The organism is Microbispora sp. H10885 (genome assembly GCF_014161415.1).
GTDB lineage: Bacteria > Actinomycetota > Actinomycetes > Streptosporangiales > Streptosporangiaceae > Microbispora > Microbispora triticiradicis.
Genome location: NZ_JABBWY010000002.1, coordinates 125,009 through 150,328, shown reverse-complemented (window position 1 = coordinate 150,328; position 25,320 = coordinate 125,009). Strand labels below are relative to the sequence as shown.

20 protein-coding genes and 1 pseudogene are annotated in these 25,320 nt (G+C 72.9%); 11 read left to right on the top strand and 10 right to left on the bottom strand.

Annotated elements, in window-relative coordinates; translation table 11 throughout:
* The first annotated feature begins 13 nt into the window (after positions 1–13).
* On the top strand, positions 14–1,444 hold the full coding sequence (locus HHX37_RS05750; protein WP_182884752.1) for a serine hydrolase domain-containing protein: 1,431 nt from the start codon (positions 14–16) through the stop codon (positions 1,442–1,444).
* A gap of 53 nt (positions 1,445–1,497) precedes the next feature.
* Here HHX37_RS05750 and HHX37_RS05745 read toward each other — a convergent pair whose 3' ends face one another.
* The 4 genes from HHX37_RS05745 to HHX37_RS05730 are packed head-to-tail and all read right to left on the bottom strand — an operon-like array spanning position 1,498 to position 6,392.
* Positions 1,498–2,652, bottom strand: a complete 1,155-nt coding sequence (locus HHX37_RS05745) for an LLM class flavin-dependent oxidoreductase (protein WP_182884751.1) — start codon at positions 2,650–2,652, stop codon at positions 1,498–1,500.
* The gene (locus HHX37_RS05740) at positions 2,649–3,704 is read right to left on the bottom strand and encodes an LLM class flavin-dependent oxidoreductase (RefSeq protein ID WP_182880283.1); all 1,056 of its coding nucleotides are present in this window, start codon (positions 3,702–3,704) and stop codon (positions 2,649–2,651) included. Before HHX37_RS05740 ends, HHX37_RS05745 begins: the two co-directional genes overlap by 4 nt.
* A gap of 58 nt (positions 3,705–3,762) precedes the next feature.
* Positions 3,763–4,950, bottom strand: a complete 1,188-nt coding sequence (locus tag HHX37_RS05735) for an LLM class flavin-dependent oxidoreductase (protein WP_182884750.1) — start codon at positions 4,948–4,950, stop codon at positions 3,763–3,765.
* On the bottom strand, positions 4,947–6,392 hold the full coding sequence (locus HHX37_RS05730; RefSeq protein WP_111699779.1) for an NtaA/DmoA family FMN-dependent monooxygenase: 1,446 nt from the start codon (positions 6,390–6,392) through the stop codon (positions 4,947–4,949). The genes HHX37_RS05735 and HHX37_RS05730 overlap by 4 nt, the downstream gene beginning before the upstream one ends.
* A gap of 286 nt (positions 6,393–6,678) precedes the next feature.
* Between HHX37_RS05730 and HHX37_RS05725 the strand changes: the two genes are divergently transcribed.
* The 3 genes from HHX37_RS05725 to HHX37_RS05715 all read left to right on the top strand — a co-directional run bounded on the left by HHX37_RS05725 (position 6,679) and on the right by HHX37_RS05715 (position 12,640).
* Positions 6,679–10,848 carry a SpoIIE family protein phosphatase gene (locus HHX37_RS05725; protein WP_182884749.1) on the top strand — a complete coding sequence of 1,390 codons (4,170 nt, stop codon included), beginning with the start codon at positions 6,679–6,681 and terminating at the stop codon, positions 10,846–10,848.
* A complete protein-coding gene (locus HHX37_RS05720) occupies positions 10,848–11,159 on the top strand; it encodes an STAS domain-containing protein (RefSeq protein ID WP_182884748.1) in 312 nt (103 codons plus the stop codon). The genes HHX37_RS05725 and HHX37_RS05720 overlap by 1 nt, the downstream gene beginning before the upstream one ends.
* 284 nt (positions 11,160–11,443) lie before the next feature.
* Positions 11,444–12,640, top strand: coding sequence for a hypothetical protein (locus HHX37_RS05715; RefSeq protein ID WP_220498892.1), 1,197 nt, complete (start codon positions 11,444–11,446; stop codon positions 12,638–12,640).
* 45 nt (positions 12,641–12,685) lie between these two features.
* On the opposite strand, the gene HHX37_RS05710 is transcribed toward HHX37_RS05715, so the two are convergent.
* Complete coding sequence (locus HHX37_RS05710) at positions 12,686–13,252, bottom strand: TetR family transcriptional regulator (RefSeq protein WP_182884747.1); 567 nt, start codon at positions 13,250–13,252, stop codon at positions 12,686–12,688.
* A gap of 121 nt (positions 13,253–13,373) precedes the next feature.
* Here HHX37_RS05710 and HHX37_RS05705 point away from each other — a divergent pair, with 121 nt between their 5' ends.
* From HHX37_RS05705 to HHX37_RS05695, 3 genes are all read left to right on the top strand, one after another.
* A complete protein-coding gene (locus HHX37_RS05705) occupies positions 13,374–14,309 on the top strand; it encodes an SDR family oxidoreductase (RefSeq protein WP_182880288.1) in 936 nt (311 codons plus the stop codon).
* Positions 14,310–14,397: 88 nt separating this feature from the next.
* Complete coding sequence (locus tag HHX37_RS05700; protein ID WP_182884746.1) at positions 14,398–15,396, top strand: NAD-dependent epimerase/dehydratase family protein; 999 nt, start codon at positions 14,398–14,400, stop codon at positions 15,394–15,396.
* An 89-nt stretch (positions 15,397–15,485) separates the two neighbouring features.
* On the top strand, positions 15,486–15,941 hold the full coding sequence (locus HHX37_RS05695; RefSeq protein WP_182880290.1) for a GNAT family N-acetyltransferase: 456 nt from the start codon (positions 15,486–15,488) through the stop codon (positions 15,939–15,941).
* Between the two features lie 7 nt (positions 15,942–15,948).
* On the opposite strand, the gene HHX37_RS05690 is transcribed toward HHX37_RS05695, so the two are convergent.
* On the bottom strand, positions 15,949–16,380 hold the full coding sequence (locus HHX37_RS05690) for a hypothetical protein (RefSeq protein ID WP_182884745.1): 432 nt from the start codon (positions 16,378–16,380) through the stop codon (positions 15,949–15,951).
* Here HHX37_RS05690 and HHX37_RS38115 point away from each other — a divergent pair.
* The 3 genes and pseudogenes from HHX37_RS38115 to HHX37_RS05675 form a co-directional block, all read left to right on the top strand.
* Positions 16,367–16,781 (top strand): annotated as a pseudogene (locus HHX37_RS38115) (chemotaxis protein CheB); the annotation flags it as partial. The gene HHX37_RS05690 and the pseudogene HHX37_RS38115 overlap by 14 nt on opposite strands.
* Positions 16,782–17,040: 259 nt before the next feature.
* Positions 17,041–17,316, top strand: a complete 276-nt coding sequence (locus HHX37_RS05680) for a hypothetical protein (RefSeq protein WP_182884743.1) — start codon at positions 17,041–17,043, stop codon at positions 17,314–17,316.
* 10 nt (positions 17,317–17,326) lie between these two features.
* Positions 17,327–19,132, top strand: a complete 1,806-nt coding sequence (locus HHX37_RS05675; protein WP_182884742.1) for a CheR family methyltransferase — start codon at positions 17,327–17,329, stop codon at positions 19,130–19,132.
* A gap of 43 nt (positions 19,133–19,175) precedes the next feature.
* Here HHX37_RS05675 and HHX37_RS05670 read toward each other — a convergent pair whose 3' ends face one another.
* From HHX37_RS05670 to HHX37_RS05655, 4 genes are all read right to left on the bottom strand, one after another.
* Positions 19,176–19,985 carry an SAM-dependent methyltransferase gene (locus tag HHX37_RS05670; protein WP_310740274.1) on the bottom strand — a complete coding sequence of 270 codons (810 nt, stop codon included), beginning with the start codon at positions 19,983–19,985 and terminating at the stop codon, positions 19,176–19,178.
* 100 nt (positions 19,986–20,085) lie between these two features.
* The gene (locus tag HHX37_RS05665; protein WP_182884740.1) at positions 20,086–21,189 is read right to left on the bottom strand and encodes a methyltransferase domain-containing protein; all 1,104 of its coding nucleotides are present in this window, start codon (positions 21,187–21,189) and stop codon (positions 20,086–20,088) included.
* A gap of 256 nt (positions 21,190–21,445) precedes the next feature.
* Complete coding sequence (locus HHX37_RS05660; RefSeq protein WP_310740273.1) at positions 21,446–22,291, bottom strand: 1-aminocyclopropane-1-carboxylate deaminase/D-cysteine desulfhydrase; 846 nt, start codon at positions 22,289–22,291, stop codon at positions 21,446–21,448.
* Between the two features lie 58 nt (positions 22,292–22,349).
* Complete coding sequence (locus HHX37_RS05655; RefSeq protein WP_310740272.1) at positions 22,350–23,864, bottom strand: glycoside hydrolase family 43 protein; 1,515 nt, start codon at positions 23,862–23,864, stop codon at positions 22,350–22,352.
* A 107-nt stretch (positions 23,865–23,971) separates the two neighbouring features.
* Between HHX37_RS05655 and HHX37_RS05650 the strand changes: the two genes are divergently transcribed.
* On the top strand, positions 23,972–25,246 hold the full coding sequence (locus tag HHX37_RS05650; RefSeq protein ID WP_182884737.1) for an SGNH/GDSL hydrolase family protein: 1,275 nt from the start codon (positions 23,972–23,974) through the stop codon (positions 25,244–25,246).
* The last annotated feature ends 74 nt before the right edge of the window (positions 25,247–25,320 follow it).

The window sequence follows — 25,320 nt, the reverse complement described above, 5'->3', positions numbered from 1 at the left end:
TTAGGGTGCGCGGATGCCCTCCCAGCGCACCCTCCTGCCGCGTTCGACCCCGGCCGCCTCGGGGATGTCGTCCCGCGCGGTCGCCGCGCTGCTGGACCGGCTGGAGGCGCGATCCGCCGAGTGCCACTCCGTCATGGTCGTCCACCACGGTCACGTCGTCGCCGAAGGCTGGTGGGCGCCGTACTCGGCCGGACGCCCGCACCTCCTCTACTCGCTGACCAAGTCGTTCACCTCGGTCGCCGTGGGGCTCGCGATCGCCGACGGGCTGCTCTCGCGGGACGACCGGGTGGTGGACGTGCTGCCCGGCCACGTTCCGGCCGGCATCCCGGAGCAGGCACGCCGCCTCACCGTTCACCACCTGCTGTCCATGACGGCCGGGCACCGCACGGACAGCCTCGCCCAGGCCTGGGAACTGGAACCGGGCGACCTGGTGAAGGGCTTCCTGCGCGTGCCGTTCACCGAAGCCGAGGGAACACGGCACACCTACGACAACACGACCACCTTCGTCCTGGCCCGGATGGTGGAACGGGTCACGGGCCGCGGCCTCCCGGAACTGCTCGACGAGCGCCTCTTCGGGCCGATGGGCGTGGACCACGCCGAATGGGACCGGGTGGCGAGCGGCGCCGCCTTCGGATTCCACGGACTGCACCTCACGACCGAGGCCGTCGCCGCCTTCGGTGAACTGCTGCTGCGCGGAGGCCTCTGGGGCGACCGGCGGCTCGTCCCGCGCGAATGGGTGGAGCTCGCGACCGGACGGCACGTCGACACCCTGCCGTTCGAGGACGGATCGGGGGACGCCGACTACCTCTGCGGTTACGGTTACCAGTTCTGGATGTCGCGTCACGGATACCACGGTGACGGCTCCTTCGGCCAGCAGTGCGTGGTCGTGCCGTCGCACGATCTCGTGGTCGCCGTGACCGGGGCCCATACGCAGGCGCAGGCGGTGCTCGACGCGATATGGGAGTGCCTGCTCCCCGGCACCGGCCACGCGGGAAGCGCCGGGGACGACGAGATCCTCGCCGACCGGCTGCGGCGGCTGTCACTCGCGCCGGTGCCGGGTGCGGCCGCCCCGGAGCGCTCCGCCGAGGCGAGAATCGACGCCTCCGCCGAGGGTTCGGCCCTGCCCGGCGGAACCACGGTGACCGTCGATCCGGTGGACGGTGGATGGCTCCTGCGATTCGGGTCGTTCCTCGCCGTAGAGGCCGGCCACGGCGGATGGCGGGAGAGCTCGCCGCTCGGCCGCCCCGTCGTCGCGACCGGCGCCTGGCAGGGCGACACGTTCGTCGCCGACCTCTACGTCATCACCACCCCGCACCGGGTCCGGCTGGTGGTCGACGCCGGCGCGGAAACGGCGGTGGCGACGTGGAACATCGTGCCCCTGACCAGCCCCGATCTGGTGTCGCATCTGCGGTCGCCGCTGATGACGCGGCCCGACGTGGCGTAGGAGGCGCCGGCCGGGCTCGACGTCAGCGAGGCCGCGGCCGGCGAGCCCGGCGCTCAGACGCCGGCGTCCGCCCACGCCTCGGCGAGCAGGTCCTGGGAGCGGACGCGGTCGGCGTGGTCGTGCGTGATCGTGGTCACCAGGAGCTCGTCCGCGCCCGTCGCCTCCTTCAGCACGCGCAGCCCCTCCACCACCTTCTCGGGGGTGCCCGCGAACCGGGTGTCCACCCGGTCCGCGACGAGTGCCCGGTCCTCCTCGCTCCACTCGTGGGCATACGCCTCCTCGGGAGAGGGATACCGGACGGCGCCCCCGCCGGACCGGATGCTGCGCACCCACAGCCCGTACGGCTCGCCCGCGCGGCGGGCCTCCTCCTCGGTGGGCGCGACCAGGACGTCGGCGGACACCATGACGTGCGGCTCGGGATAGTCCCGGGACGGCTTGAAGGCGTCCCGGTAGGCCTCGACCGCCTCCAGCACGGTGGCCGGGCTCACGTGGTAGTTCGCCGCGAAGGGCAGCCCGCGCTCGGCCGCGACCTGCGCGCTCTGGCCGCCGCTGCTGCCCAGGACCCACAGCTCCACCTCGGCGCCCTCCCCGGGCTGGGCGTGCGCCTCGTGCCCCTCGTCGGAGCGGTAGCGGCCGGCGAGCAGCGCGATGATCTCGTCGACCTGGACGGCGAAGTCGGGCGTCTGTGCGCCGGGCTGCTGCAGCAGCGCGCCGGCCAGGGCGAACAGCGGGTGCTTGGCGAGTGCGGCGAACGAGAACGGCGGCGGGATCAGCAGGCCCCGGACCGTCCGCGCCCCCGGGGCAGGCGGGTCGGCGGGCTGAGGATCGGCGGGCTGGGGCGCGGCCGGCGGGGTGGTGAGCAGTTCCCGGGCGCGCTGGCCTGAGCGGCCGAGGCCCAGGTCGATGCGGCCGGGATGCAGCGCGTCCAGGGTGCCGAACTGCTCCACCACGGTGAGCGGGGTCTGGTGGCCGAGCTGGACCGCGCCGGAGCCGACCCGGATGCGGCGGGTGGCCGCGGCCACCGCGCCGATGAGGACCGCGGGCGCGGAGCTCGCCACGCCGGGGGTGAGGTGGTGCTCGGCCAGCCAGTAGCGGTGGTATCCGGCGTCCTCCGCCCGGCGGGCGAGGTCGACGGTGTTGCGCAGGGCGTCCCGCGCGGTGGCTCCGGAGGAGATCGGAGCGAGGTCGAGAACAGACAGGCGGGTCATGCGGGTCCTCCGGTGGGGAACGGCCTGCTGGGGATCTCCGCGCGCAGGACGGGAGCGATGTCGCTCTGGAACAGTTCGAGCGACGCCCGGTGCTGCGCGCCGGTCAGCCCGTCGGCCTCCGCCTGCACGTGCAACACCTCGTGGCCGAGCCGCTCGTGGTAGCGGTGCACCTTGTCGATGATCTGCTGGGGGCTGCCGACGAGGATGGAGCTGCGTTCGACGGCGTCCTCCAGCGTGTGGAACACCGGGTCGAGCCCCCGCTTCTCCAGGAACGCCACCCGGGCGTCGAAGATGGGCCGGTAGGTCTCGACGGCGTCCTGCGATCTCGGTGTGGCGTAGTAGCCCGCGCTGCCCGCTCCCACCAGCGCGCCGGCCGGGTCGTGTCCGTAGTGCTCCCACCGCTCCCGGTAGTACCGCACCAGTTCGGCGTACGGCTCGACGGGATTGGTGACGTTGGCGGAGAAGAGGGGGTCGCCGTATCGGGCGGCGAGGTCCACCGACTCCCTGCTGGTGGCGCTGCCGTGCCAGACCCGCACCGGCCGCTGGAGCGGCCGGGGGAGCACCTCGGCCTCGGCCAGGGGCGGCCGGAAGCGGCCCGACCAGGTCACCCGGTCCTCCCGCCAGAGCCGCCGGAAGAGCTCGTAGCCCTCGCGGTTGCGGTCCCACTGGTCCTCGCCGGTGACGTGGAACAGCTCCGCCTGGGCGGTGCCGTTGCCCTTGCCGATCATCAGCTCCAGGCGCCCGCCGGACAGATGGTCGAGGGTCGAGTAGTCCTCGAACGCCCGCACGGGGTCGAGCAGGCTGAGCGTGGTCACCGCGGTGAACAACCTGATCCGGCGGGTCAGCGCCGCGACGTGGCTCAGCACCACGGGCGGGGACGAGGACAGGAACGGCCGCTCGTGCCGTTCCCCGAAGGCGAAGCCGTCGAAGCCGAGTTCCTCGGCGAGCACCGCGCTCGCCACGATCTCGCGGAAGCGCTCCGTCGGAGACCTGAGCTCGCCGGTCAGCGGATGCGGCAGGTGGAACCCGAGCGTCATGGCCAGGAACTTCACGCCCGGACCACCTCCCCGCCCGCGAGCCGCGCAGGGCCGCCCGGAGCGGTGACGCCGCTCACGACGCCGTCGCGTAGCGGTTGGCGGGGCGCGTCAGGCCGAGCCGCCCGCGCAGGTCCCCGGTGTCGTACGCGGTGCGGAACGCGCCCGCCGCCCGCAGTTCGGGCACCAGGCCCCTGGTGATCGCCACCAGGTCGCGGGGCAGCTCGCCCGGCCGGAGGCGGAATCCGTCCAGCCCCGCCTCCCGCCAGCTCAGCAGCAGGCGGGCGAGCGCCTCCGGGGTGCCGGTGAAGATGTGGGCGTCCGAGACGAACTCGCCCCCGTCGAGGTCGTCGAGCCGCGCCTTCCGGTCGGCCGCGCCGCCGGTCTCCAGGAAGACCACCAGGTCCGCGAAGATCTTCAACGGCGGCCCGGCCCGGCCGGTCGCGGCCTCGGCGGCGCGCACCTGCTCGACGATCGCGGAGGCGTCCTCCCGGTCCCGCGGCGTGACGTACACGACGTCGGAGGCCCGGGCGGCGAACTCGTACGGCTGCCTGTCGTGGGCGAGGGAGGTGACCAGCGGCTGCCCCTGCGGCGGGCGCGGCGTGATCGAGGGACCCTTCACGCTGAACCAGGCGCCGCGGAAGTCGATGTAGTGCAGCTTGTCGCGGTCGACGAACCGGCCGGTCGCGACGTCCCTGATCTCGGCGTCGTCCTCCCAGCTGTCCCACAGGCGGCGGACCACCTCCACCGCGTCGGCGGCCTCGCCGAGCAGGTCCGCCACGTGCCGGGTGAAGGCGGGATCGGCGCGGTCGGAGAAGTCCAGCGGAGGCAGGACCCGGCGGCCGAAGTGCGCGGCGTGGTCGGGGCGGCCCGAGACCTGGGGCCGCCAGCCGGCCCGGCCGCCGCTGATGTGATCGAGGGAGGCGATGCCGATCGCGACGTGGAACGGCTCGGTGTGGGTCGTGCCGGTGGTGGGCACGAGGCCGATCCGCGAGGTCAGCGGTGCGACGGCGGAGGCGATCAGCACGGCGTCGAGCCGTCCGCGCACCTGGTCGAGCCGCTCGTCGGGTTCGTTCAGGCGGGTCGACTGCAGGCCGAGCGCGTCTTCGAAGGTGACGAAGTCGAGCAGACCGCGCTCGGCCTCCGCGGCGAGGTCCGCCCAGTAGGCGAGGGTGAACAGCCGGTCCGGTCGCGCGCCCTCGGCCCGCCAGGCGGCCGGGTGCCAGCCGGCCCCGTCCAGTGCGACGGCGAGGTGCAGGGTCATCGGTTCTCCTTCGTACGGGGGGCCGGCACGGGGGCGGCCGGGTCGCGGAGGGGCAGGTCGCGGAGGGCGGAGTCACGGGTGCCCAGGTCACGGGGGGCGGAGTCACCGGAGGCCGGGTCGCGCGGGGCGAGGCCGAGGTGGTCGCGGAGGGTGGGCCCGGTGTACTCGGTCCGGAAGACGCCCTTCTCCTGCAGCAGCGGGACGACCTTGTCGACCAGGTCGTCCAGCCCGCCCGGGGTCAGGTGGGGCACGAAGATGAAGCCGTCGGCGGCGTCGGTCTGCACGAAGTGGTCGATCTCGTCGGCGACCGCGCGCGGCGTGCCGATGAAGGTCTGCGGCGAGGAGACCTCGATGGCGAGCTCCCGGATCGACAGGTTCTTCTCCTCGGCGAGGGCGCGCCACTTGGCCACCACCTCGCCGCGGTCGCGGCGGAAGGCCGCGTGCCCCCTGGTCACGCCCTCCTCCAGGTCGGGCTCGATGTCGGGCAGCGGGCCGTCCGGGTCGTACGCCGACAGGTCGCGCCCCCAGACGGCCTCCAGGAAGTAGATCGCGGTCTGCGGGCCGACCTGCGCGCGGCGGATCTCGGCGGCCCGTTCCGCCGCCTCCGCGTCGGTGTCGCCGAGCACGTACGTCACCGCGGGGAGGATCTTCAGGTCCTCCGGCCGCCGGCCGTACGCGGCGAGCCGGCGCTTGACGTCCCGGTAGAAGGCGCGGCCCTCCTCCAGCCTGCTGTGCCTGCTGAAGATCACGTCGGCCGAGGACGCGGCGAACTCGCGGCCCTCGTCGGAGTCGCCGGCCTGGATGATCACCGGGTGGCCCTGCGGGCCCCTGGGCACGTTGAACAGCCCCGAGATGTCGAAGTGCCGGCCCTGGTGCCGGAAGGCGGTGACGCCGCCGGGCCGCAGGAACCGCCCCGCCTCCGGGTCCGCGGCCACCGCGTCGGGGGCCCAGGAGTCCCACAGCTCCCTGGCGGTCTCCAGGAACTCCTTCGCCCGGCTGTACCGGTCGGACTCGTCCAGGAAGCCGCCGCGGCGGAAGTTCTCGCCGGTGAAGGCGTCGAAGCTGGTCACCACGTTCCACGCGGCCCGGCCGCCGCTCAGATGGTCGAGCGACGCCAGTCTTCTGGCCACCTCGTACGGTTCGTTGAAGGTGGAGTTCACCGTCGCGGCCAGTCCCAGGTGGGTGGTGACGGCGGCCAGCGCGGCGAGGACGGTCAGGGACTCCGGACGGCCCACGACGTCGAGGTCGTGGATGCGGCCCTTCGCCTCGCGCAGCCGCAGTCCCTCCGCCAGGAAGAAGAAGTCGAACTTGCCCCGTTCGGCGGTCCGGGCCAGGTGGCGGAACGACTCGAAGTCGATCTGGCTGCCCGACGCGGGATCGGACCAGACGGTCGTGTTGTTCACGCCCGGGAAGTGCGCGGCGAGATGGATCTGCTTGGTCATCGGGCGCTCCAGGTGACGGAAACCTAGTAACACAGTAGGGATTAAGGGTTTTTGCGTCAATCGTCACCGCCGAACTGATGGGGGAGCGGGCCCTCGGCGGCCGCGAACGCGTCCCGGCGGTCCGGAAAGAGACCCCGGTTGGCCTCTTGACGGGCGGTTGACCTATCCTCTCCGTCACGTCATCGAACTGCTCCAGGGTTGGGCGGGCCGTGAGACGCGGTGACGGACGCGGCGACCGCGACCGGGCGAGCAGTGGCCGGGCCGGCGCTTACGAAGGGGTGGCGTAGTGGCGCTCAGTGACGACGCCGAGCCGGTGACGGCGACCGGCGCCGACGTGTTCACCGCCGACGAGGAGATCGGCCGGGACCTCGCGAAGGTGGACTGGCGGGCGACTCCCCTCGGACCGCCGGACGAGTGGCCGCAGAGCCTGCGGACCGCGGTGAGCATCCTGCTGTCGTCCCGGTTCTCCATGTGGATGGCGTGGGGCCCGGAGCTCACCTTCTTCTGCAACGCCGCCTACCGCCGCGACACCCTGGGGCGCAAGTACCCGTGGGCGCTGGGCCGGCCGGCCAGCGAGGTGTGGGCGGAGATCTGGGACGACATCGGTCCCCGGATCGGCACCGTGCTCGCCACGGGACAGGCCACCTGGGACGAGGCGCTGCTGCTGTTCCTCGAGCGGTCCGGCTACCCGGAGGAGAGCTATCACACGTTCTCCTACAGCCCGCTGCGCGACGACTCCGGCGCCGTGGTCGGCATGTTGTGCGTCGTCATGGAGGACACCGAGCGGGTGGTCGGCGAGCGCCGCATGGCCACCCTGCGCGATCTCGGCTCCGACCCCAGCGTGGTCCGCACCGAGCAGGAGATGCTGGCCTTCACCTGCCGTCAGCTCGGCAACAACCGGCGCGACCTCCCGTTCACGCTGACCTATCTCTTCCAGGACGACGGCGGCGCGCGGCTGGCGGGCGTGACCGGCATCTCCGCCGGGCACCCGGCCGCCCCCCTGACCCTGCCCGCCCGCGACTCCGGCGAGGCGGTGTGGCCCATGGCGGCGCCGGCCCGGGGGGAGTCGGTGCTCGTGGAGCTCGACGCCGCCGGGTTCGCCGGGCTGCCGTCCGGTGACTGGCCGGAGCCGCCCGTTCAGGCGCTGCTGGTGCCGCTGCTCCAGCAGGGCAGCGCGCCGTACGGGTTCCTGGTGGCCGCGCTCAACCGGTACCGGCTCCTCGACGAGGGCTACCGCGGGTTCCTGGAACTGGCCGCCGGGCACGTCGCCGCGGGCATCGCGAGCGCCCGCAGCTACCAGGCGCAGCAGCGGCGGGCCGAGGAGCTGGCCGAGCTCGACCGGGCGAAGACCGTCTTCTTCTCCAACATCAGCCACGAGTTCCGCACCCCGCTGACTTTGATCATGGGCCCGGTGGAGGAGCTGCGTAACCGCCTGCAGGGAGCCGACCCGCAGGTGCGCGAGGAGCTCGAGGCCATCCGCCGCAACGGGTTGCGGCTGGGCAAGCTCGTCAACACCCTGCTCGACTTCTCCCGCATCGAGGCCGGCCGGATGCAGGCCGGCTACGAGCCCGTCGACCTGGCCGCGGTCACCGCCGAGCTGGCCAGCCTCTTCCGCTCCGCCATCGACAAGGCGGGCCTGGACTTCGAGGTCGACTGCCGTCCCCTGGACGAGCCGGTCTACATCGACCGCGGCATGTGGGAGAAGGTGGTCCTCAACCTGCTCAGCAACGCGCTGAAGTTCACCTTCGAGGGCTCGGTCGGCGTGTCGGTGCGCGGGGAGGACGGCCGCGCGGTGGTGACCGTCACCGACACGGGCATCGGGGTCCCGGCCGACGAGGTGCCGCGGCTGTTCGAGCGGTTCCACCGCATCGAGAACGCCCGTTCGCGCTCGAACGAGGGCAGCGGCATCGGCCTGGCTCTCGTGCAGGAGCTCGTCGGCCTGCACGGCGGCACCATCACGGCCGAGAGCGCCGAGGGCGAGGGCACCCGCTTCACCATCCGCCTGCCGTTCGGCGTCGCGCACCTGCCCGCCGAGGCGATCACGACGACCGCCGGCGGCAGCATGGCGTCCGCCACCGCGGACCCCTACGTCCAGGAGGCCCTGCGCTGGCTGCCCGCGGACGACGCCGCCGCGGCGTCCGGCGGGGACACCATGGAGCTGACCGCCCAGGACCCCTCCGCCGCCCGCCCCGCGGGCGCCCCGGCGCGGGTGCTGGTGGCCGACGACAACGCCGACATGCGCGGATATCTCGTCCGGCTCCTCACGGGTGCGGGTTACCACGTCGACACCGTCGGCGACGGGCAGGACGCGCTGGACGCCATCCGCGCCGACGCCCCCGACCTCGTGGTGAGCGACGTGATGATGCCCCGCCTGGACGGCCTGGCGCTGGTCGCGGCGTTGCGGGCCGATCCGCGCACCGCGGCCGTCCCCGTGCTGCTGCTGTCGGCGCGGGCCGGCCAGGAGGCGTCGATCGAGGGTCTGCAGGCCGGCGCCGACGACTACCTCGTCAAGCCGTTCGCCGCCGCGGAGCTGCTCGCGCGGGTGCGGGCCAACATGGAGATGGCGCGGCTGCGCCACCACCAGGCCCGCTGGCGCACCGCGCTGGTCGACTCGCTGCAGGAGGCGTTCTTCGTCTGCGACGAGGACGGCGCGGTCGTCGAGGTCAACAACGCCTTCGCCGAGATGCTCGGGTACGGCCCCGAGGGGCTGCCGTACCGGCCGATCCATCCCTGGTGGCCGGACCGCGAGCTCGACCCCGCCGCCCACCGGCAGGTCGCCGACGCCTTCGCGGGCCTCGTCGGCCCCGGCCAGGGCAGCTACGCCATCCCCGTCACCCACCGGGACGGGCACCGGCTGTGGATCAGCGTCACCTTCAACAAGGCGCAGGACCCCGACACCGGCCGCCAGGTCGTCGTCGGCACCTTCCGCGACGTCACCGCCGAGCACTACGCCATCCAGCGGGAGAGCGCCCTCGCCTCCCTCAGCACGTCCCTGTCCCAGGCCGGGAGCCTGTCCGAGGCGCTGTCCGGGGCCCTGGGGGAGCTGCGGACCCTCTGGCGCGCCCGGCACGTGCTGGCCGCCGTCTTCGAGCACGAGGGCGACCCCACCCTGACCGCCACCGACACCTCGCTGCACTGGCGCGCGCTGCCCGCCGGACGCCGCGAGGCCCTCACCGGCCTGCGCCGCCGGCCCCTGCTGACGCCGGTCGCCGACGGCGGCGGAGTCGGCGTGCTGCTGGAGCACCCGGACGGCCCGATGGCGTTGTGGGTCGAGCTGGGCGGCCAGCGGCCCTTCTCCCGTGAGGACGAGCTGCTCCTGTCGCTGCTCGCCGGGCACCTCGCCCAGGGGCTCGTCCGCGCGCACCAGATCGACCAGCAACGCGAGACCGCGATCGCGCTGCAGCGCGCCATCCTCGGCCCCGCCGACCTGCCCGAAGGGTTCGCCGTCCGCTACGAGCCCGCCACCCGTCCCCTGGAGGTCGGCGGCGACTGGTACGACACCATCGCCCTGCCCGGCGGGAACATCGGCATCGTCGTGGGCGACTGCGTCGGGCGCGGCGTGGAGGCCGCCGCCGTCATGGGACAACTGCGCAGCGCGTGCCGCGCGCTCCTCCTGCAGGACGCCAGCCCGGCGCGCACGCTCATGGCCCTGGACCACTTCGCCGCCGGCGTCCCCGGCGCGAAGTGCACCACCGTGTTCTGCGGCGTGCTCGACCCGGAGACCGGGGTGCTGACCTACTCCAGCGCCGGGCACCCGCCGGGCATCCTCGCCCACCCCGACGGCACCACCCGCCTGCTCGAAGACGGTCGGTCGATCCCCCTGGCCGTACGTCCCGGCGCGGCACGCCCGGAGGGACAGGCGGTCATCCCCGCGCGTGCCACGCTCATGCTCTACACCGACGGCCTGGTCGAGCGCCGCCGCAGCCCGCTGAACGCGGGCATCGACCAGGCCAGCCGGGCCGTGCAGGACGGCCGGGACGCCGCCGTCGACGACCTCGCCACGCAGGTGATGGTGCGGCTGGCGCCCGCCGACGGCTACGACGACGACGTCGCCCTGCTGCTCTACCGCCACCCCGCGCCGCTGGAGATGGCCTTCCCCGCCGAGTCGTCCCAGCTGGCGCCCGTCCGCAGGGCGTTGCGGAGCTGGCTCGCCCAGTGCGACCTGCCGGCCCAGACCGTCCAGAACGTCCTGGTCGCCGCCGGTGAGGCGTGCGCCAACGCCATCGAGCACGGTCACCGCGACGCCCCCGGCGACGTCGTCCGCCTGCGGGCCGAGGCCTTCGTGGACAACCTGCGCCTCGTCGTCGCCGACACCGGCCGCTGGAAGTCCCCCAAGGCCGAGGAGAACACCCACCGCGGGCGCGGTGTCGCCCTCATGCGCGCCATGATGCAGCAGGTCACCATCACGCCCGGCCCGTCGGGCACCATCGTCGACATGCACACGAGGATCGCCTGATGACCACGCCCCTCACCCTCACCTCCGGCCGCCGCGCCGACGGCGCCGCGCTGCTGACGGCCACCGGCGAGATCGACATGAGCAACACCGACGCCCTCGCCGAGGCCCTCGGCAAGATCCCGGGCCCTCTCGTGCTGGACCTGACCGCCGTCGAATACCTCGACAGCGCCGGCCTGAGCGTCCTGTTCGCCCACGCCGACCACATCACCCTCATCGCCAACCCGCTGCTTACCCCCGTCCTGGACATCTCCGGGCTCTCCGGTCTCGCTCCCGTGCACACCGCCGAGCACGAGGTCCCCATCTCGTCGTAGGGGCGGCCGCGCGCAGGTGAACGGCGCGTCGCGAGCCGGGAAGGCGCCGGTCAAGACCGGGCAAAGCCCCTCCGGGCCACTCCGCGCGGGCGTTAGCGTCGCGCCGACCAGCCACGCAGCCGCCTCGCCGCCGTCTCTTCAGTCGCCGTGCGGCCGCCGCGTGCGGCCGGTCGCCGTGACCGTACGGGGGGCCGGGCGCCGCCCCGCCATCTCGGGGGGCATGCGTGACTGGTGCAGGGGTGACCGGTGCGGGGGTGACGCGTGCGGGCGTCCCGGGAGCAGGGGTGACAGGACCGCGCAGGACCGTCGCGGTGACCGGGGTGTACGCGATCCTCTGGGGGCTCGTCCTCGCCGGTTGCGCGGCCGTGCCGCCCGCGCCCCGAGCCGTGCCGTCCTCTCCGTCGCTGTCCCCGCCGCCGTCCCCGTCGCGGTCGCAGGGGGCGGCGCCGCCGGAGCGGGAGAGACAGGAGCCCGAGGGAGCGGGGCGGGCCGACGTCTACGCGGCCGACCGGCCCGGGATGCTGAGCCCGGTCGTCAGGGGCTTCCGCTCCCTGGTGTACGTGCCCAACAGCGAGAGCGGCACGGTCGACGTCATCGACCCGGAGACGTACCGGATCGTGCGGCACTTCACCGTCGGGGCGCTTCCGCAGCACGTGGTGCCGTCCTGGGACCTGAAGACCCTGTGGGTGAACAACAACCGGGGCAACACTCTCACCCCCATCGACCCCCGCACCGGCAGACCGGGCCGCCCGGTGCCGGTGGAGGACCCGTACAACCTGTACTTCTCGCCGGACGGCGCGTACGCGCTGGTCATGGCGGAGCGGAACAACCAGCTCGACCTGCGCGACCCGCACAGCATGAAACGGCTGCGCTCGCTGCCGCTGCCCTGCCGTGGCGTCAACCACGGCGACTTCACCGCCGACGGCTCGGTGTTCCTGGCCAGCTGCGAGTTCAGCGGCGACCTCGTCGTCGTCGACTGGCGCACGCCCAGGTTGATCCGCCGGGTCCACCTCGGCCACATGAGCATGCCGCAGGACGTGAAGCTGTCGCCCGACGGCCGCGTCTTCTACGTCGCCGACATGGAACGGCACGGCGTGTGGCTGGTGGACGCGTCGACGTACGAGGTCGTCCGGTTCATGCCGACCGGGCGGGGCGCGCACGGCCTCTACGCCAGCCGCGACTCGCGCCACCTGTACGTGTCGAACCGCGGCGAGGGATCGGTGTCCGTCGTGTCGTTCGCGAAGCGGAAGGTGGTCGACGTCTGGCGGATCCCCGGCGGCGGCTCGCCGGACATGGGCGGCGTCTCGGCCGACGGCACCAAGCTGTGGCTGAGCGGCCGCTACCACGGGGTCGTCTACGTCTTCGACACCCGGACCGGCAGGGTCGTCCGCACCATCCCCGTCGGCGCCGGGCCGCACGGGCTGTGCGTGTATCCGCAGCCCGGCCGCTACTCGCTCGGCCACACCGGCGTCTTCCGGTGAGCCGTCCTTCCGGTGTCCTGCGCCGTCTCCCGCTTCCGCCGGCGCTCACGCGCCCGCGGTGACGGCCCTCAGCTCGTCGAGCGACTCCCGCATGAGCCGCGGCAGGTCCGGGCCGCCGGCGTCGCCGGCCCACCGCTCGAACGCGATCTTGAAGACGGCGATGCCCGCCTCCGCCGCCAGGCTCGCGGCCGGCTCGGCCACGCCACGCCCGCGCAACGCCCCGGCGAGGGACGTGGCGAGCGACGCGAGTTTGATCAGTTCGCGTTCCCGCAGCTCCGCGTGCGCTGCGACGACGGCCTGACGCCGCCGCGCGTACTCCCGGCGCTCCTCGAACATGCCGCCCGCGACGTCGAGGGCCGCGGCGATCGCGTCCATCGGCGCCGTCGCCTCGGGCGCGCCGGCGACGGCGTTCACGAGGAGCTCCTCCAGCGCGCGCGAGCCGTGGAACAGCACCTCGCGCTTGTCGGCGAAGTGCCGGAAGAACGTCCGCTCCGTGAGCCCCGCCCGCCTGGCGATCTCCGCGACCGTGGTCTGGTCGAACCCGCGCTCCGCGTAGAGCTCCAGCGCCGACCGCGCCAGCCGGCCACGCGCGTCCGGCTCCCATCGACCCATGCCCTGATCGTAGCGCGATGACAGTCACTGACATCGTGACGTATGCTGACGACAGTGACTGACATCGATTCTCGTGCGCGTCCGTGCGCCGAGGACGGTCACTCCGTCGGGAGGTTCTCTCATGCGCGTTTTCGTCACCGGGGCGTCGGGCTGGATCGGCTCCGCCGTCGTGCCCGAGCTCGTCGGCGCGGGTCACCAGGTCACCGGGCTGGCCCGGTCGGACGCCTCGGCCGGCGCCCTCGCCCGGGCCGGGGCGCAGGTGCGCCGCGGCACGCTCGACGATCTCGACATCCTGCGGGCCGGGGCCGCCGAGTCGGACGGTGTGATCCACCTCGCGTTCAAGCACGACATCGCCTTCTCGGGCGGCTTCGAGGAGGCCGCCGACGCGGACCGGCGCGCCGTGGAGGCGCTCGGAGACGCGCTCAAGGGCTCCGGACGGCCACTGGTGATCGCGTCGGGGACGCTCGGCGTCGCGCCGGGAGGCGTCGCGACCGAACGGGACGGAGCCGGAGGGCGGGGGAACGAGCCGGGCGCCGCCGCGCTTCCGGGCGGCGGCCTCCGGGGGCGGATGGGGACGGCGCTGCTGACGCTCTCCCTGGCCTCCCACGGCGTACGGTCGTCGGTCGTGCGCCTTCCTCCGACGGTGCACGGTGAGGGGGACCCCGGCTTCATGGCGGTCCTGGTCGGCATCGCCCGTCAGAAGGGCGTCTCCGGCCACGTCGGCGACGGGTCCAACCGCTGGCCCGCCACGCACCGGCTCGACGCCGCGCACCTGTTCCGCCTGGCGCTGGAGAAGGCCCCGGCGGGGTCGGTGCTGCACGCCGTCGCCGAGGAGGGCGTGCCGATCCGGGCCGTCGCCGAGGTGATCGGCCACCACCTGGACCTGCCGGTGGTCTCGGTCGCCCCGGAGGAGGCGAGCGCGCACTTCGGCTGGCTGGGCGGTGTCGTCGGGGCCGACAGCCCGGCGTCGAGCGCGGTGACCCGCGACCTGCTCGGCTGGCGGCCGGTGCAGCCCGGGCTCCTCGACGACCTCGGCAAGGGCCACTACTTCTCCTGACGGCAGGACCGGGCGGGAGATCTTACGGGTCGCGAACGGTCGTGCCCGGAGCGGGGCCCGCGCGGCCCCGACGGTCTACCCTCGGCCCGTGAAGGTGCTGCTGACCGGCTCGGCCGGGTTCATCGGAAGTCACGTCGCCGAGGCGCTGACGGCGGCCGGGCACGAGGTGGCCGGCCTCGACCTGCGGGCGGGTGGCGTCGAGCGCGGAGACGTGCGCGACGGGACGACCGCCGACCGCCTGCTGCCGGGCGTGGACGCGGTGGTCCACCAGGCGGCCAAGGTCGGCCTCGGCGTCGACGTGGCGGACCTGCCGGACTACGCCTCGGTGAACGTGCACGGCACGGCCGTGCTGCTGGCGGCGATGGCACGGCACGGCGTCGGCCGCCTGGTGCTGGCGTCGTCCATGGTGGTCTACGGGGAGGGCGCCTACGAGTGCGGCGAGCACGGGCCGGTCCGGCCCCGCCCCCGGGCCGCCGAGGACCTCGACCGGGGGATCTTCGAGCCGCGCTGCCCCGGCTGCGCCTCGCCGCTCACGCCGGCGGTCATCGGCGAGGACGCGCCCGCCGATCCCCGCAACGCCTACGCCACCACGAAGCTGGCGCAGGAGCATCTCGCCGCCAACTGGGCCAGGGAGACCGGCGGCGTCGCCGTCGCCCTGCGGTACCACAACGTGTACGGCCCCCGGATGCCCAGGGACACGCCGTACTCGGGGGTCGCGGCGATCTTCCGGTCGGCGCTGGAGGCGGGGCGGGCCCCGCGCGTCTTCGAGGACGGCGGGCAACGGCGCGACTTCGTCCACGTCCGGGACGTCGCGCGGGCCAACCTGGCGGCGCTCGCCGCGGGGCGGGAGGGCGCCCTGTCCGCGTACAACGTGGCGAGCGGACAGCCGCACACGGTGGGGGAGATGGCCGCGGAACTGGCCGCGCGGCGGGGCGGGCCGCGCCCGGTCGTGACGGGGGAGTACCGCCTCGGCGACGTGCGGCACATCGTCGCCTCGCCCGGCCGGGCGAGGGCGGAGCTGGGTTTCCGCGCCCGCGTCGGATTCGCCGAGGGCATGCGGGAGTTCGCCGTCGCGCCGCTGGGCTGAGCCGGGCGGGCGGGATGGCATCCTGGTGTCCCGTCGGGCATGATCCGTCAGACACGACCCGTCAGACACGATCTAGGTGAGCGAGTGCGATGAGAATCGTCGAGGACGACCTGTCCGGGCCGGAGATCGCCGAGTTCCTCGAGGAGCACCTGCGGGAGATGCGGTCCATCACGCCCCCGGAGAGCAAGCACGCCCTGGACCTCGACGGCCTGCGCCGTCCGGAGGTCACGTTCTGGTCGGTGATGGACGGCGGCGCCGTGGTGGGCTGCGGGGCGATCAAGAGGCTGGACGACTCCCACGCCGAGCTGAAGTCGATGCGGACGGCGGCGGCGCGCAAGCGCGCGGGGATCGCGTCCCTGCTGCTGCGGCACATCCTCGCCGAGGCCGGGCGGATGGGCTTCACCCGGCTGAGCCTGGAGACCGGCGCGGAGGAGCACTTCCTGCCCGCCAGGAAGCTGTACGAGAAGTTCGGGTTCACCTACTGCGAGCCTTTCGGCGACTACCGCCCCGATCCGCTCAGCGTGTTCATGACCAGACAGCTCTGAGGAGCGGTCACCTCCGGGAGAAGACCTCGGCCTGCCGGCGGACGCCCGCCGCCTTCATCCGGTGGGAGACTCCGTCGCAGGTCAGGGCGCCGCGGTGCCGATCACGCAGCGCCTGGTGGATGGCGGCCAGCCGTTCGTGCGCGGCCGCGAGGTTCGCGCACATCGACCGCGCCCGCTCGCACAGGGTCTCCCTCCGGGCCGCGGTCTCCGCGCGCAACCGCCGCGACTGATCCAGCAGCGCCGCCCGGCGCTCCCGGTCAGCGGAGGCCGGCGTCCTCGTGGCGGTCGTCTCCGCGCCCGGAGCGGGCGGGAGGAGGTCCATCGAGGAGCCGCGCAGCAGCACCAGTCGCGGCCCCTGCGCCGGTACGGCCGGGGCGGCGCGCACCACGGTGGGGCGTCCGGGCAGTCCCTCCGGCCAGAGCAGGATGCAGAGCTCCATGTCAGGCCTCTTTTCCCCGCGGGACGTCGTCGTGGTGGCCGCCTCGGCCGGCGGAGTCGAGGCCCTGAGGTCGCTGCTCGGCGGCCTGCCCGGCGATCTGAGGGCGGCCGTCCTGGTCGTCCTGCACATCTCGCCGCGGGCGGGCAGCGCTCTCCCGGGCATCCTCGACCGGTCGGGACCGCTGAAGGCCGCCGCCGCACAGGACGGCGAGCCGCTGCGGCACGGGCACGTGTACGTGGCCCCGCCCGATCTCCACCTGCTGAGCCGGGCCGCGTACCCTCGCCGTCGTCCTCAGCGGCACGCTCGACGACGGCGCCCGGGGGTGCGCGCAGGTGGAGAGCCGGGGCGGCCTGGTCGCGGTGCAGGACCCCGAGGAGAGCCCGTTCGACGGAATGCCGCGCGCGGCCATCGCCGCGACGGCGCGGCCGATGGTGGCCGGCCTGGCGGACATCGCGGAGTGGATCGTCCGGCAGAGCGACGGTGCCCGCGAGGTGAAGGGGGAGGCGGTGGACCGAGAGCTCGAACGGGAGCTGTCGCCGTTCTACTCGGCCGGGGCGCTGCCCCGGCCGCCCGGCGACCTGAGCGCCCTGACCTGCCCCGACTGCAACGGCCCGCTGTACGAGGTGCCCACCTCCCCCCAACGGGCACTACCAGTGCGTCGTGGGGCACGCCTGGTCCCTGGAGAGCATGATCGACGGCCAGGGCGAGGCCGTCGAGCGGGCCTTCTGGGTGACCATCCTGCGGCTGGAGGAACGGCAGCACCTGATGACGCGGATGCTGTCCACGGCACAGCGGCACGGGGAGACGGTGACGGCGCGGTGGCTGCGGAGGCAGGTCGAGCAGGACCGGGACACCGTGAAGGCGCTGCGCCGCCTGCAGAGCCAGAGCGGCTGGGAGGCTCCGGTCGCGGTCACCGAGGGCGACCGGCGGCGGTAGCGGGGACGCCATGCACACCGGCGAGGAGCGGGAGTTCGACGACCTCCTGCTGATGCTCAAGGAGACCCGGGGGTTCGACTTCACCGGGTACAAGCGCACCACGCTCAGGCGCCGCGTCGGCCGGCGGCTGCAGGCGCTCAAGCTGGAGAGCGTGGAGGAGTACCGCGACTACCTGGAGCTGGAGCCGGCGGAGTTCACCACCCTGTTCGACAGCCTGCTCATCAACGTCACCGGGTTCTTCCGCGACCCGGCCGCCTGGCAGGTGCTGCGGGAGCGGGCGATCCCCCCGATCCTCGCGGCCAAGGGCGGCCGGGCGATCCGGGCCTGGAGCGCCGGGTGCGCCAGCGGCGAGGAGGCGTACAGCCTGGCCATACTGCTGGCGGAGGAGCTCGGCTTCGACGAGTTCCGGGACCGGGTGAAGATCTACGGCACGGACGTCGACGAGAAGGCCCTCCACGCGGCACGCGTGGCGGTGTACGGCGAGCGTCAGATGGCCGGCGTGCCGCCGGAGTTCAGGGAAAAGTACTTCGAGCCGGTCCAGGACGGGTCGGCCTTCCGGCGGGACCTGCGCCGCCAGCTCATCTTCGGGCGCAACGACCTCACCAGGGACGCCCCGATCTCGCGGGTGGACATCCTGCTCGCCCGCAACACCCTGATGTACTTCAACGGAGAGACCCAGATCGACGTCGTCCGCAGGTTCCACTTCGCGCTCTGCGACCCCGGCTACCTCTTCCTGGGCAAGGCCGAGATGCTGCTGAACCACAGCGACAGGTTCGATCCCGTCGATCTCCGCATGCGCCTGTTCAGGAAGCGGCCGCAGCCTCCGGCCGCGACCCGGCTGGGCTGGGACCATTCCGCGCAGCCGGAGTCGCAGACGCGCCTGGCTCGGCTCCACAGCGCGGCCAACGCCTCCGGGCCGGTCGCCCAGCTCACGCTGGACGCGTCGGGCGCGCTCGCCCTGATCAACACCCGCGCCGAGGTGCTCTTCGGCCTCCAGGCCCGCGATCTGGGGCGCCCGTTCCAGGACCTGGAGGTGTCCTACCGCCCGGTCGAGCTGAGGTCGGTCATCGAACAGGCCGAGCTCGACCTGCGTACGGTCGAACTGCAGGACGTCGCCTGGAACCGCCCTGGCGCGCAGGAGCCGGGCGTCTTCGACATCGTCGTCGTCCCGCTCATCGACACGACCGGCGAGCTCATCGGGGCCACGGTCAACTTCCACGACGTCACCCGCAACCGGAGGCTCCGTGACGAGCTGGAGCAGACCAACAAGGAGCTGGAGCACGCGTACGAGGACGAGGAGCTCCAGCCCACCAACGAGGAACTGGAGACGACCAACGAGGAGCTCCAGTCCACGAACGAAGAGCTGGAGACGATGAACGAGGAGCTCCAGTCGAGCAACGACGAGCTCCAGCAGATCAACGACATGCTCAACGCCCGGACGGTGCAGTTCGACCGGGCCAACCGCTTCGTCGGCTCGGTGGTGCGCTCACTGGGGGACGCCGTGATCGTGCTCGACCGGGACCTGCGGGTGCTGCTGTGGAGCTCCGGGGCGCAGGAGCTGTGGGGGCTGCGCCCTGAGGAGGCGGCCGGCCACGCCCTGCACACACTCGACATAGGGCTGCCGGTCGAGACGTTGCTGCCCGGCCTGCGGCGGATGCTGGACGGCGGCCCGCCCGGCGGGCCGCAGCCCCCCACGATGAGCATCGACGCGGTCAACCGCCGGGGCCGCACCGCGAGGCTGTCGATCACGGTGACGCCGCTCCACGAGAACGACGCCTCCGTCCACGGCCTGATCCTCGTCCTCACCGCGGAGTGACCACGAAGCGACCGTACGGCCGGGGCGGACCGCGGGTCCCCGGTCAGGGGATCACGGCGACGCCGCCCACGATGCCGGCTCCGTGCCTGCGCTCCAGAATCGTCTCCGGCGGCTCGGGGCGCCACTCCTCCAGCGGCACGACGCCGGGCTCCAGCAGGCGCAGGCCGTCGAACAGGTCCCGCACCTCGGCCGTGGTGCGCGGCACGGCGCCTCCGCTGGTGGTGGCGGAGTAGACGTCCCGGCTTCGCCTGACCGCGTCCTCGTCGAGGTCGCCGGGCGTGCCGTGGGAGATCACCAGGTGGCTCCCCGGGGCGAGCGCGCGGAACGTGCCGACGATGCGCGCCGCCTCCGCGTCGTCGACGACGAAGTGGAGGACGGCGAGCATGATCAACGCGACCGGCCGGCTGAAGTCGAGGTGGCGGAGGACCGCCGGATGGGTGAGCACCGCCTTGGGCTCGCGCATGTCCCCGGCGACCACGATGGACCGGGGGTTGTCGGCGAGCAGGGCACGGGCGTGGACGAGCACGATCGGATCGTTGTCGACGTAGACGACCCGGGAGTCCGGTGCGACGGCCTGCGCCACCTGGTGGACGTTCTCCTGCGTCGGGAGACCGGTGCCGACGTCGAGGAACTGCCGGATGCCCGCCCCCGCGAGGTGCCGTACGGCCCGTACGAGGAAGGCGCGGTTGGCCCGGGCCACGTCGCGGGCGTTCGGCAGGATCTCGATGATCTTCTCGGCCGCCTCGCGGTCGGAGGCGAAGTTGTCCTTGCCACCGAGGTAGTAGTCGTACATCCGGGCCACGCTCGGCGTGGAGGGGTCGATCACCCAGTCCGGTGCCTGCTCGTCGTGCACGCTCTGCCCCCAAGCGTCTCGATCTTCGACCATCATAGGGACGCTCACGGGGACTTTGACCAGTCCGTCAGATAATCCGGAATACCGGCACCGCCACCGGTCAGCGGATCACGTTGTCCGGCCGGTCCAGCCAGATGTGCTGGCCATCCGGGGTGACGGTCAGCCCGAACCGGTCCCGGCCGGGGCTTCCCCACTCAACCCAGCGGAAGAACGCCTCTTCGACCTCGTCCCACAGATTGCGCTCACCGAACTGCCGGACCTCCGATCCCGTGATCCAGGCCCCGGACCGACCGGCCCACAACCAGATCTCGAACGCCTCGCCCGTGCCGAGACTCACCGAGACATCGGGCAGAAGTCCCGCAATCGCGACATCGGCCCCCAACCCCGCCCGCAGCACTCGGCGGGGATCCACCGTCGCCGCGCGCCTGCCATACCCGCCCTCATGCTCCGGCGGAGCGGGAACGCGCTGAGCCCGCATCATCATGTAGTGCGCGCCCCCGGCGAACCGGCCGGTCGCCGTGCCGTCCCGTCCGGCTGTCAGCCACAGCTTGTGGCCCGGCTCGAACCCCGGCATCCAGGGCAGCACGATCGCTCCGCCAGGGCGGGTCTGCTCCACCCACGCATACGGCACCTCCCGCACGCCGCAGGTGACATGAACCCGGTCGTACGGAGCCTGCTCCGCCCAGCCGTCCGCGCCGTCTCCCAGTACCAGTCGCGGGCCGAAACCGGCCTGCTTGAGGCTCGCCGCCGCCGCCTCGTGCACCGCCGGATCGATCTCGACGCTGACCACGTTCACTTCACCCAGGCGATGGGACAGCAGCCCGGCCGTCCACCCGGTTCCCGTGCCGATCTCCAGGACGCGGTCACCGGCATAGGGGCTCAGCAGTTCGAGGAAGTCCACGACAACCCCGGGAGCCGACAGTGAGGACGAGTACACACCCTCCCCGCCGCCCACATCGGTCGCTCCGTCGTCGAGCTGGGTGATGATCGGGTGGTCGGCGTACACCGCATCCCACCAGGCATCCGGATCGGTGTCCCGATCGATACGGTAGCCCGGCCCCGCGTACGGCTCCGCCCAGGCCACCGCCGGGACGAACAGATGACGCGGCACGGCGTGCAGCGCCGCGCGCCATCCCTCATCGGTGAGCTCTCCATTGGCCGCCAGCGCGTCAGCGAGCGCGTCGATACGTCCGCGGAGATTCACTTGCCCCGAGTCCCTCCGCCTTTCCTCTGACCGTCCCCGCTTTCCTTCGTTGGCTTCTCCGGAATGAACGGCTTGTCCTGCTTCTGTGGCCCCGCATGCTTCGGCGGCTTCTTGTCCTCGTCATTGCCCACGCTTCTTCCCCCTTTTGATCAATTCTGCCTGGGACACCTTCACTGTGCGCCACGTTTTGCCTCCGTGCCACCCGGTCGGCGAAACGCACACGGCGACGAGAGTGGCAAGTGAGGGAGTTCGAGTATCAGATGGGGCCGGTGATGACCGCGACGATCGTGGTTCCGGGAGGGAACGTGCGCTTCCCGGCCAGATCGAAGATGCCGTACATCATCTTGCCGGTGTAGAGCCGGTCCAGGCGCAACCCGTGCCGCTTGTCGAAGTCCTCGACGAAGGACAGCAGTTCCGGCTTCGTCTTCGCGTATCCGCCGAAGTGATAGTCCAGGTTCACGTGCCATCTGCCGCGTGGGGCGCCGTGAGCGTCTTCCTGAAGGCGCCGGATCTCGTCGTTCAGCCAGCCGGCTCCCTTGAGCACAGAGAAGCCGATCGCCTCCTGGTCGCCGTGCAGGCCGGCGGCGATGCCCGCGAGTGTGCCGCCCGTCCCGCAGGGGCAGCAGATGAGATCGAAGTGGTGCGTGATCTCGTCCGGGATCTCGGCGCATCCCCGCACCGCGAGTCCGTTGCTTCCGCCCTCGGGAACGAGGTAGAAGTCGCCGAATCGGCGGTGGAGAGCCTCTATCACATCGCTTTCCATTTTTCTGCGATATGTCCGGCGGTCCATGTAGGCCAGGCTCATTCCCTGTTCCACCGCGTAGGAGAGCGTGGGATTGAGGGGGAGGTGTTCTTCGCCGCGGATGACGCCCACGGTCCGCAGACCGAAAAGGGCGCCGGCCGCGGCCGTCGCCCTGATGTGGTTGGAATAGGCGCCCCCGAACGTCAGGATCCTCCCGTGCCCGGACCGCCGGGCGGCCTGGATGTTGTACTTCAGCTTCCGCCATTTGTTGCCGGGGATCTCGGGATCGATGAGATCGTCGCGCTTCAGCAGCAGGCGAACGCCTCGCGCTCCGAGGCGGGGATCGATCAGTTCCTCCACCGGCGAAGGCAGGCGAGGCGGAGAGCCGGCGTTCTCCGCGGCGCGTTCGACCGGTTCGTCAGGCAACCGGGACGACCGGTTCGTCGTCGGTGCCCTCGTAGTCGAACCAGTCGAAGGCCGCGCTGCCCTCGGTCACGTACATGCCGATGACCCGTCCGGTGAAGCCGGTCGCCACCTCCGTGGACAGGTAGCGGCCGTCCAGTTCGGCGAGCAGGACGCCGTCCGCCGAAAAGGCGATCGTGTCCGGCCCGCGGGCGCCCACGCCGACCGGCCCGGCGCCGGCCTCGGCGGCACTGGTCACGGACGGCGGCAGCGGATCGGCCGTACGGCAGTGGACCGTGAGGGTGAGCGGTCCAGGAGCCACCGGGCGACGCGCCACGACCTGGCGCAGCGGGCCGATCCTGGCGATCACGGACGCCTCTCCGCCGGACACCTCGAGGTCGTAGTGGTGGGCCTCGTCGAGCCGTACGGACAGCCCGGCCCGGCCGGGATCGGGGTCGAGACGGGCGCTGACGCGGCAGTCGTGGTGCTGCTGGCGCCGCCCGAAGAACGTGTGGCCGGGACGGTCCAGGGTGGGACCGGTGGCGTGCAGCGTCAGCCGGCCGGGGCGCTCGGTCAGCGACCAGGAGTCGTCGGGGCGGGAGCGCACCGAGATCCAGCAGGGCGCCGGAACGGGGGCGTCGAAGTCGTCGCGGACCGGGGGCGGGGGGAGCGGATGCCAGGCGGCGGGGGCGGGGTGACGCTCCTCGACCGGTCCCACGACCGGCCAGCCGTCCACCCACTCCACCGGGACGAGGAAGGTCTCCCGGCCGAGCACCTGGAACTCGGGGGAGTAGCCGCGGGGGCGGGCCCCGAGCAGGATCATCCACCAGGTGCCGTCCGGGGCGCACACCAGGTCCGCGTGGCCGGTGCTCTGGATCGGGCGGGACGTGCCGCGGTGGGTCAGGATCGGGTTGACCGGGCCGGGCTCGAACGGCCCGCGAGGGGAGCGGGCGCGGGCGATGGAGACGGCGTGGCCGCGTTCGGTGCCGCCCTCCGACAGCAGCAGGTACCACCACCCGCCGGTCTGGAACAGGTGGGGCGCCTCGGGGTACTTGCCGCCGGTGCCCGCCCAGATGTCGACCGGGCCCTCCAGGACCTCGCCGGACGCCGGGTCGATCCGCGCCAGCCGGGGGCCGGAGGTCGTGAGCCAGCAGTGGCCCTCCTCGTCCCAGGCCAGGCTGGGATCGACCCGGGGCAGGTCGATCCAGACCGGGTCCGACCACGGGCCCTCGGGGCGCTCCGCGGTCACCAGGAAGTGGCCGCGGTCGTCGCTCACGTTCGTTGTGATCATGTAGAACAGGCCGTCGTGGTGCCGGATGGTCGGGGCGAAGATCCCGCCGGAGGCGAGGGTCCCGGGCGGCAGGTGAAGCTGGGACGGCCGGTCGAGCACGTTGCCGATCTGCCGCCAGTGGACCAGGTCACGGCTGTGGAAGATCGGCACACCCGGGAAGTACTCGAAGCTGGAGCAGACCAGGTAGTAGTCCTCACCCACCCGGCAGACGCTCGGGTCGGGATGGAACCCGCCGATCACAGGATTCCGGTACGTCCGCATATGTAGGGTTCGCCCTTCCGTGCTCCGTTGTGCCGGGAGTGCGCCCGGGGTGGATCGAAGGCCTGGCTGGACGGGACCATAGGCAGATGATCCGCAACGCGTCAAGATCCACCCGGCGGCGCGCAGCTCTGGCGGCGCGCGGGCCGGACGGTCACTGGGTCGTCACCTGGGCCTCGATGCCGCAGCTCACGGAGCCGGAGAACATGCCGCCCGCGCCGTTCGCCGGGGAAGGCCTCGTCTTCGCGGGCAGCACGCTGCGCCAGACCCTGCGGGTCTCCGTGGGCGGGCGGCGGATGCGGCTGCGGTTCTCCAACGCCTTCGGCGGCGCCGCGCTGCCTCTCACCAGGGTCGCGGTCGCACTTCCCGGTGGCGGGCGGGCGGGGGCGGCGGAGATCCGGCCGGAGACCTCGCGGCAGGTGACCTTCCACGGCCGTCCGTCCGTCGTGGTCCCGGCCGGGGCGCAGGCGGTCTCCGACCCGCTGAGCTTCGACCTGGCGCCCCGGTCCGTCCTCTCGGTGACCGTCCATCTGGCCGACGGGCAGCGCTCCGCCGCCGTCACCTCGCACCCGGGCTCCAGGACCACGTCGTACCTGCTGGCCGGGGACCACACCGAGGCCGCCGATCTGCCCGGTGCGGCGGCCGTCGATCACTGGTACCTCCTCAGTGGCGTGGAGGTGTGGGCCAGGCCCTCGGTCGCCGCGGCCGTCGTGGTGGGCGACTCGCTGACCGACGGCAGGGGCTCGACCACCAACATGAACGACCGCTGGCCGGACCGGCTGGCCGACCGCCTGCACGCCCGGCGCGCGACCTCGGGGGTGGCGATCGTCAACCAGGGGGCCGGCGGCAACCGGGTGCTCGACGACGGCCTGGGCCCGAACGTCCTGGCCCGGCTCGACCGCGACGTGCTCGCGCAGAGCGGGGTGCGCTGGCTGGTGCTCTTCGAGGGGGTCAACGACGTCGGCACGGCCGAGGCGACGGAGGCGGCCCAGAAGCAGGTGGCCGAGGACCTCGTCGCCGCTTACGACCAGGTCGTCCGCCGCGCGCACGCCCGGGGCGTCCGGGTGTACGGCGCGACGCTGACGCCGTTCGGCGGCAACGACGCCTACGACGACCCGGGCGGATTGCGGGAGCGGTCCCGGCAGGCGGTCAACGAGTGGATCCGGGCGAGCGGCCGTTTCGACGCCGTGATCGACTTCGACCGCGCCGCCCGCGACCCGGCCGCTCCCCGGCGGCTGCTCCCTGCGTACGACGTGGGCGACGGCCTGCACCTGAACCCGGCCGGTTACCAGGCGCTCGCGGACGCCGTCCCCGCCCGGTTGTTCCGCGACGAGCCGCTGCCCCGTGCTTTCGGCTACGACTGAGGTTTCGGGTACGACCGACCTCGCCACCGCCGGGCCCACCCCGGAGGGGCGCGGTAACACGATCAGGGTAAAGT

Coding starts and splice junctions, on each gene's coding strand:
- HHX37_RS05750 (WP_182884752.1), top strand. CDS start 14: ATGCCCTCCCAGCGCACCCTCCTGCCGCGTTCGACCCCGGCCGCCTCG.
- HHX37_RS05745 (WP_182884751.1), bottom strand. CDS start 2,652: ATGACCCGCCTGTCTGTTCTCGACCTCGCTCCGATCTCCTCCGGAGCC.
- HHX37_RS05735 (WP_182884750.1), bottom strand. CDS start 4,950: ATGACCCTGCACCTCGCCGTCGCACTGGACGGGGCCGGCTGGCACCCG.
- HHX37_RS05730 (WP_111699779.1), bottom strand. CDS start 6,392: ATGACCAAGCAGATCCATCTCGCCGCGCACTTCCCGGGCGTGAACAAC.
- HHX37_RS05720 (WP_182884748.1), top strand. CDS start 10,848: ATGACCACGCCCCTCACCCTCACCTCCGGCCGCCGCGCCGACGGCGCC.
- HHX37_RS05710 (WP_182884747.1), bottom strand. CDS start 13,252: ATGGGTCGATGGGAGCCGGACGCGCGTGGCCGGCTGGCGCGGTCGGCG.
- HHX37_RS05705 (WP_182880288.1), top strand. CDS start 13,374: ATGCGCGTTTTCGTCACCGGGGCGTCGGGCTGGATCGGCTCCGCCGTC.
- HHX37_RS05695 (WP_182880290.1), top strand. CDS start 15,486: ATGAGAATCGTCGAGGACGACCTGTCCGGGCCGGAGATCGCCGAGTTC.
- HHX37_RS05690 (WP_182884745.1), bottom strand. CDS start 16,380: ATGGAGCTCTGCATCCTGCTCTGGCCGGAGGGACTGCCCGGACGCCCC.
- HHX37_RS05675 (WP_182884742.1), top strand. CDS start 17,327: ATGCACACCGGCGAGGAGCGGGAGTTCGACGACCTCCTGCTGATGCTC.
- HHX37_RS05650 (WP_182884737.1), top strand. CDS start 23,972: ATGATCCGCAACGCGTCAAGATCCACCCGGCGGCGCGCAGCTCTGGCG.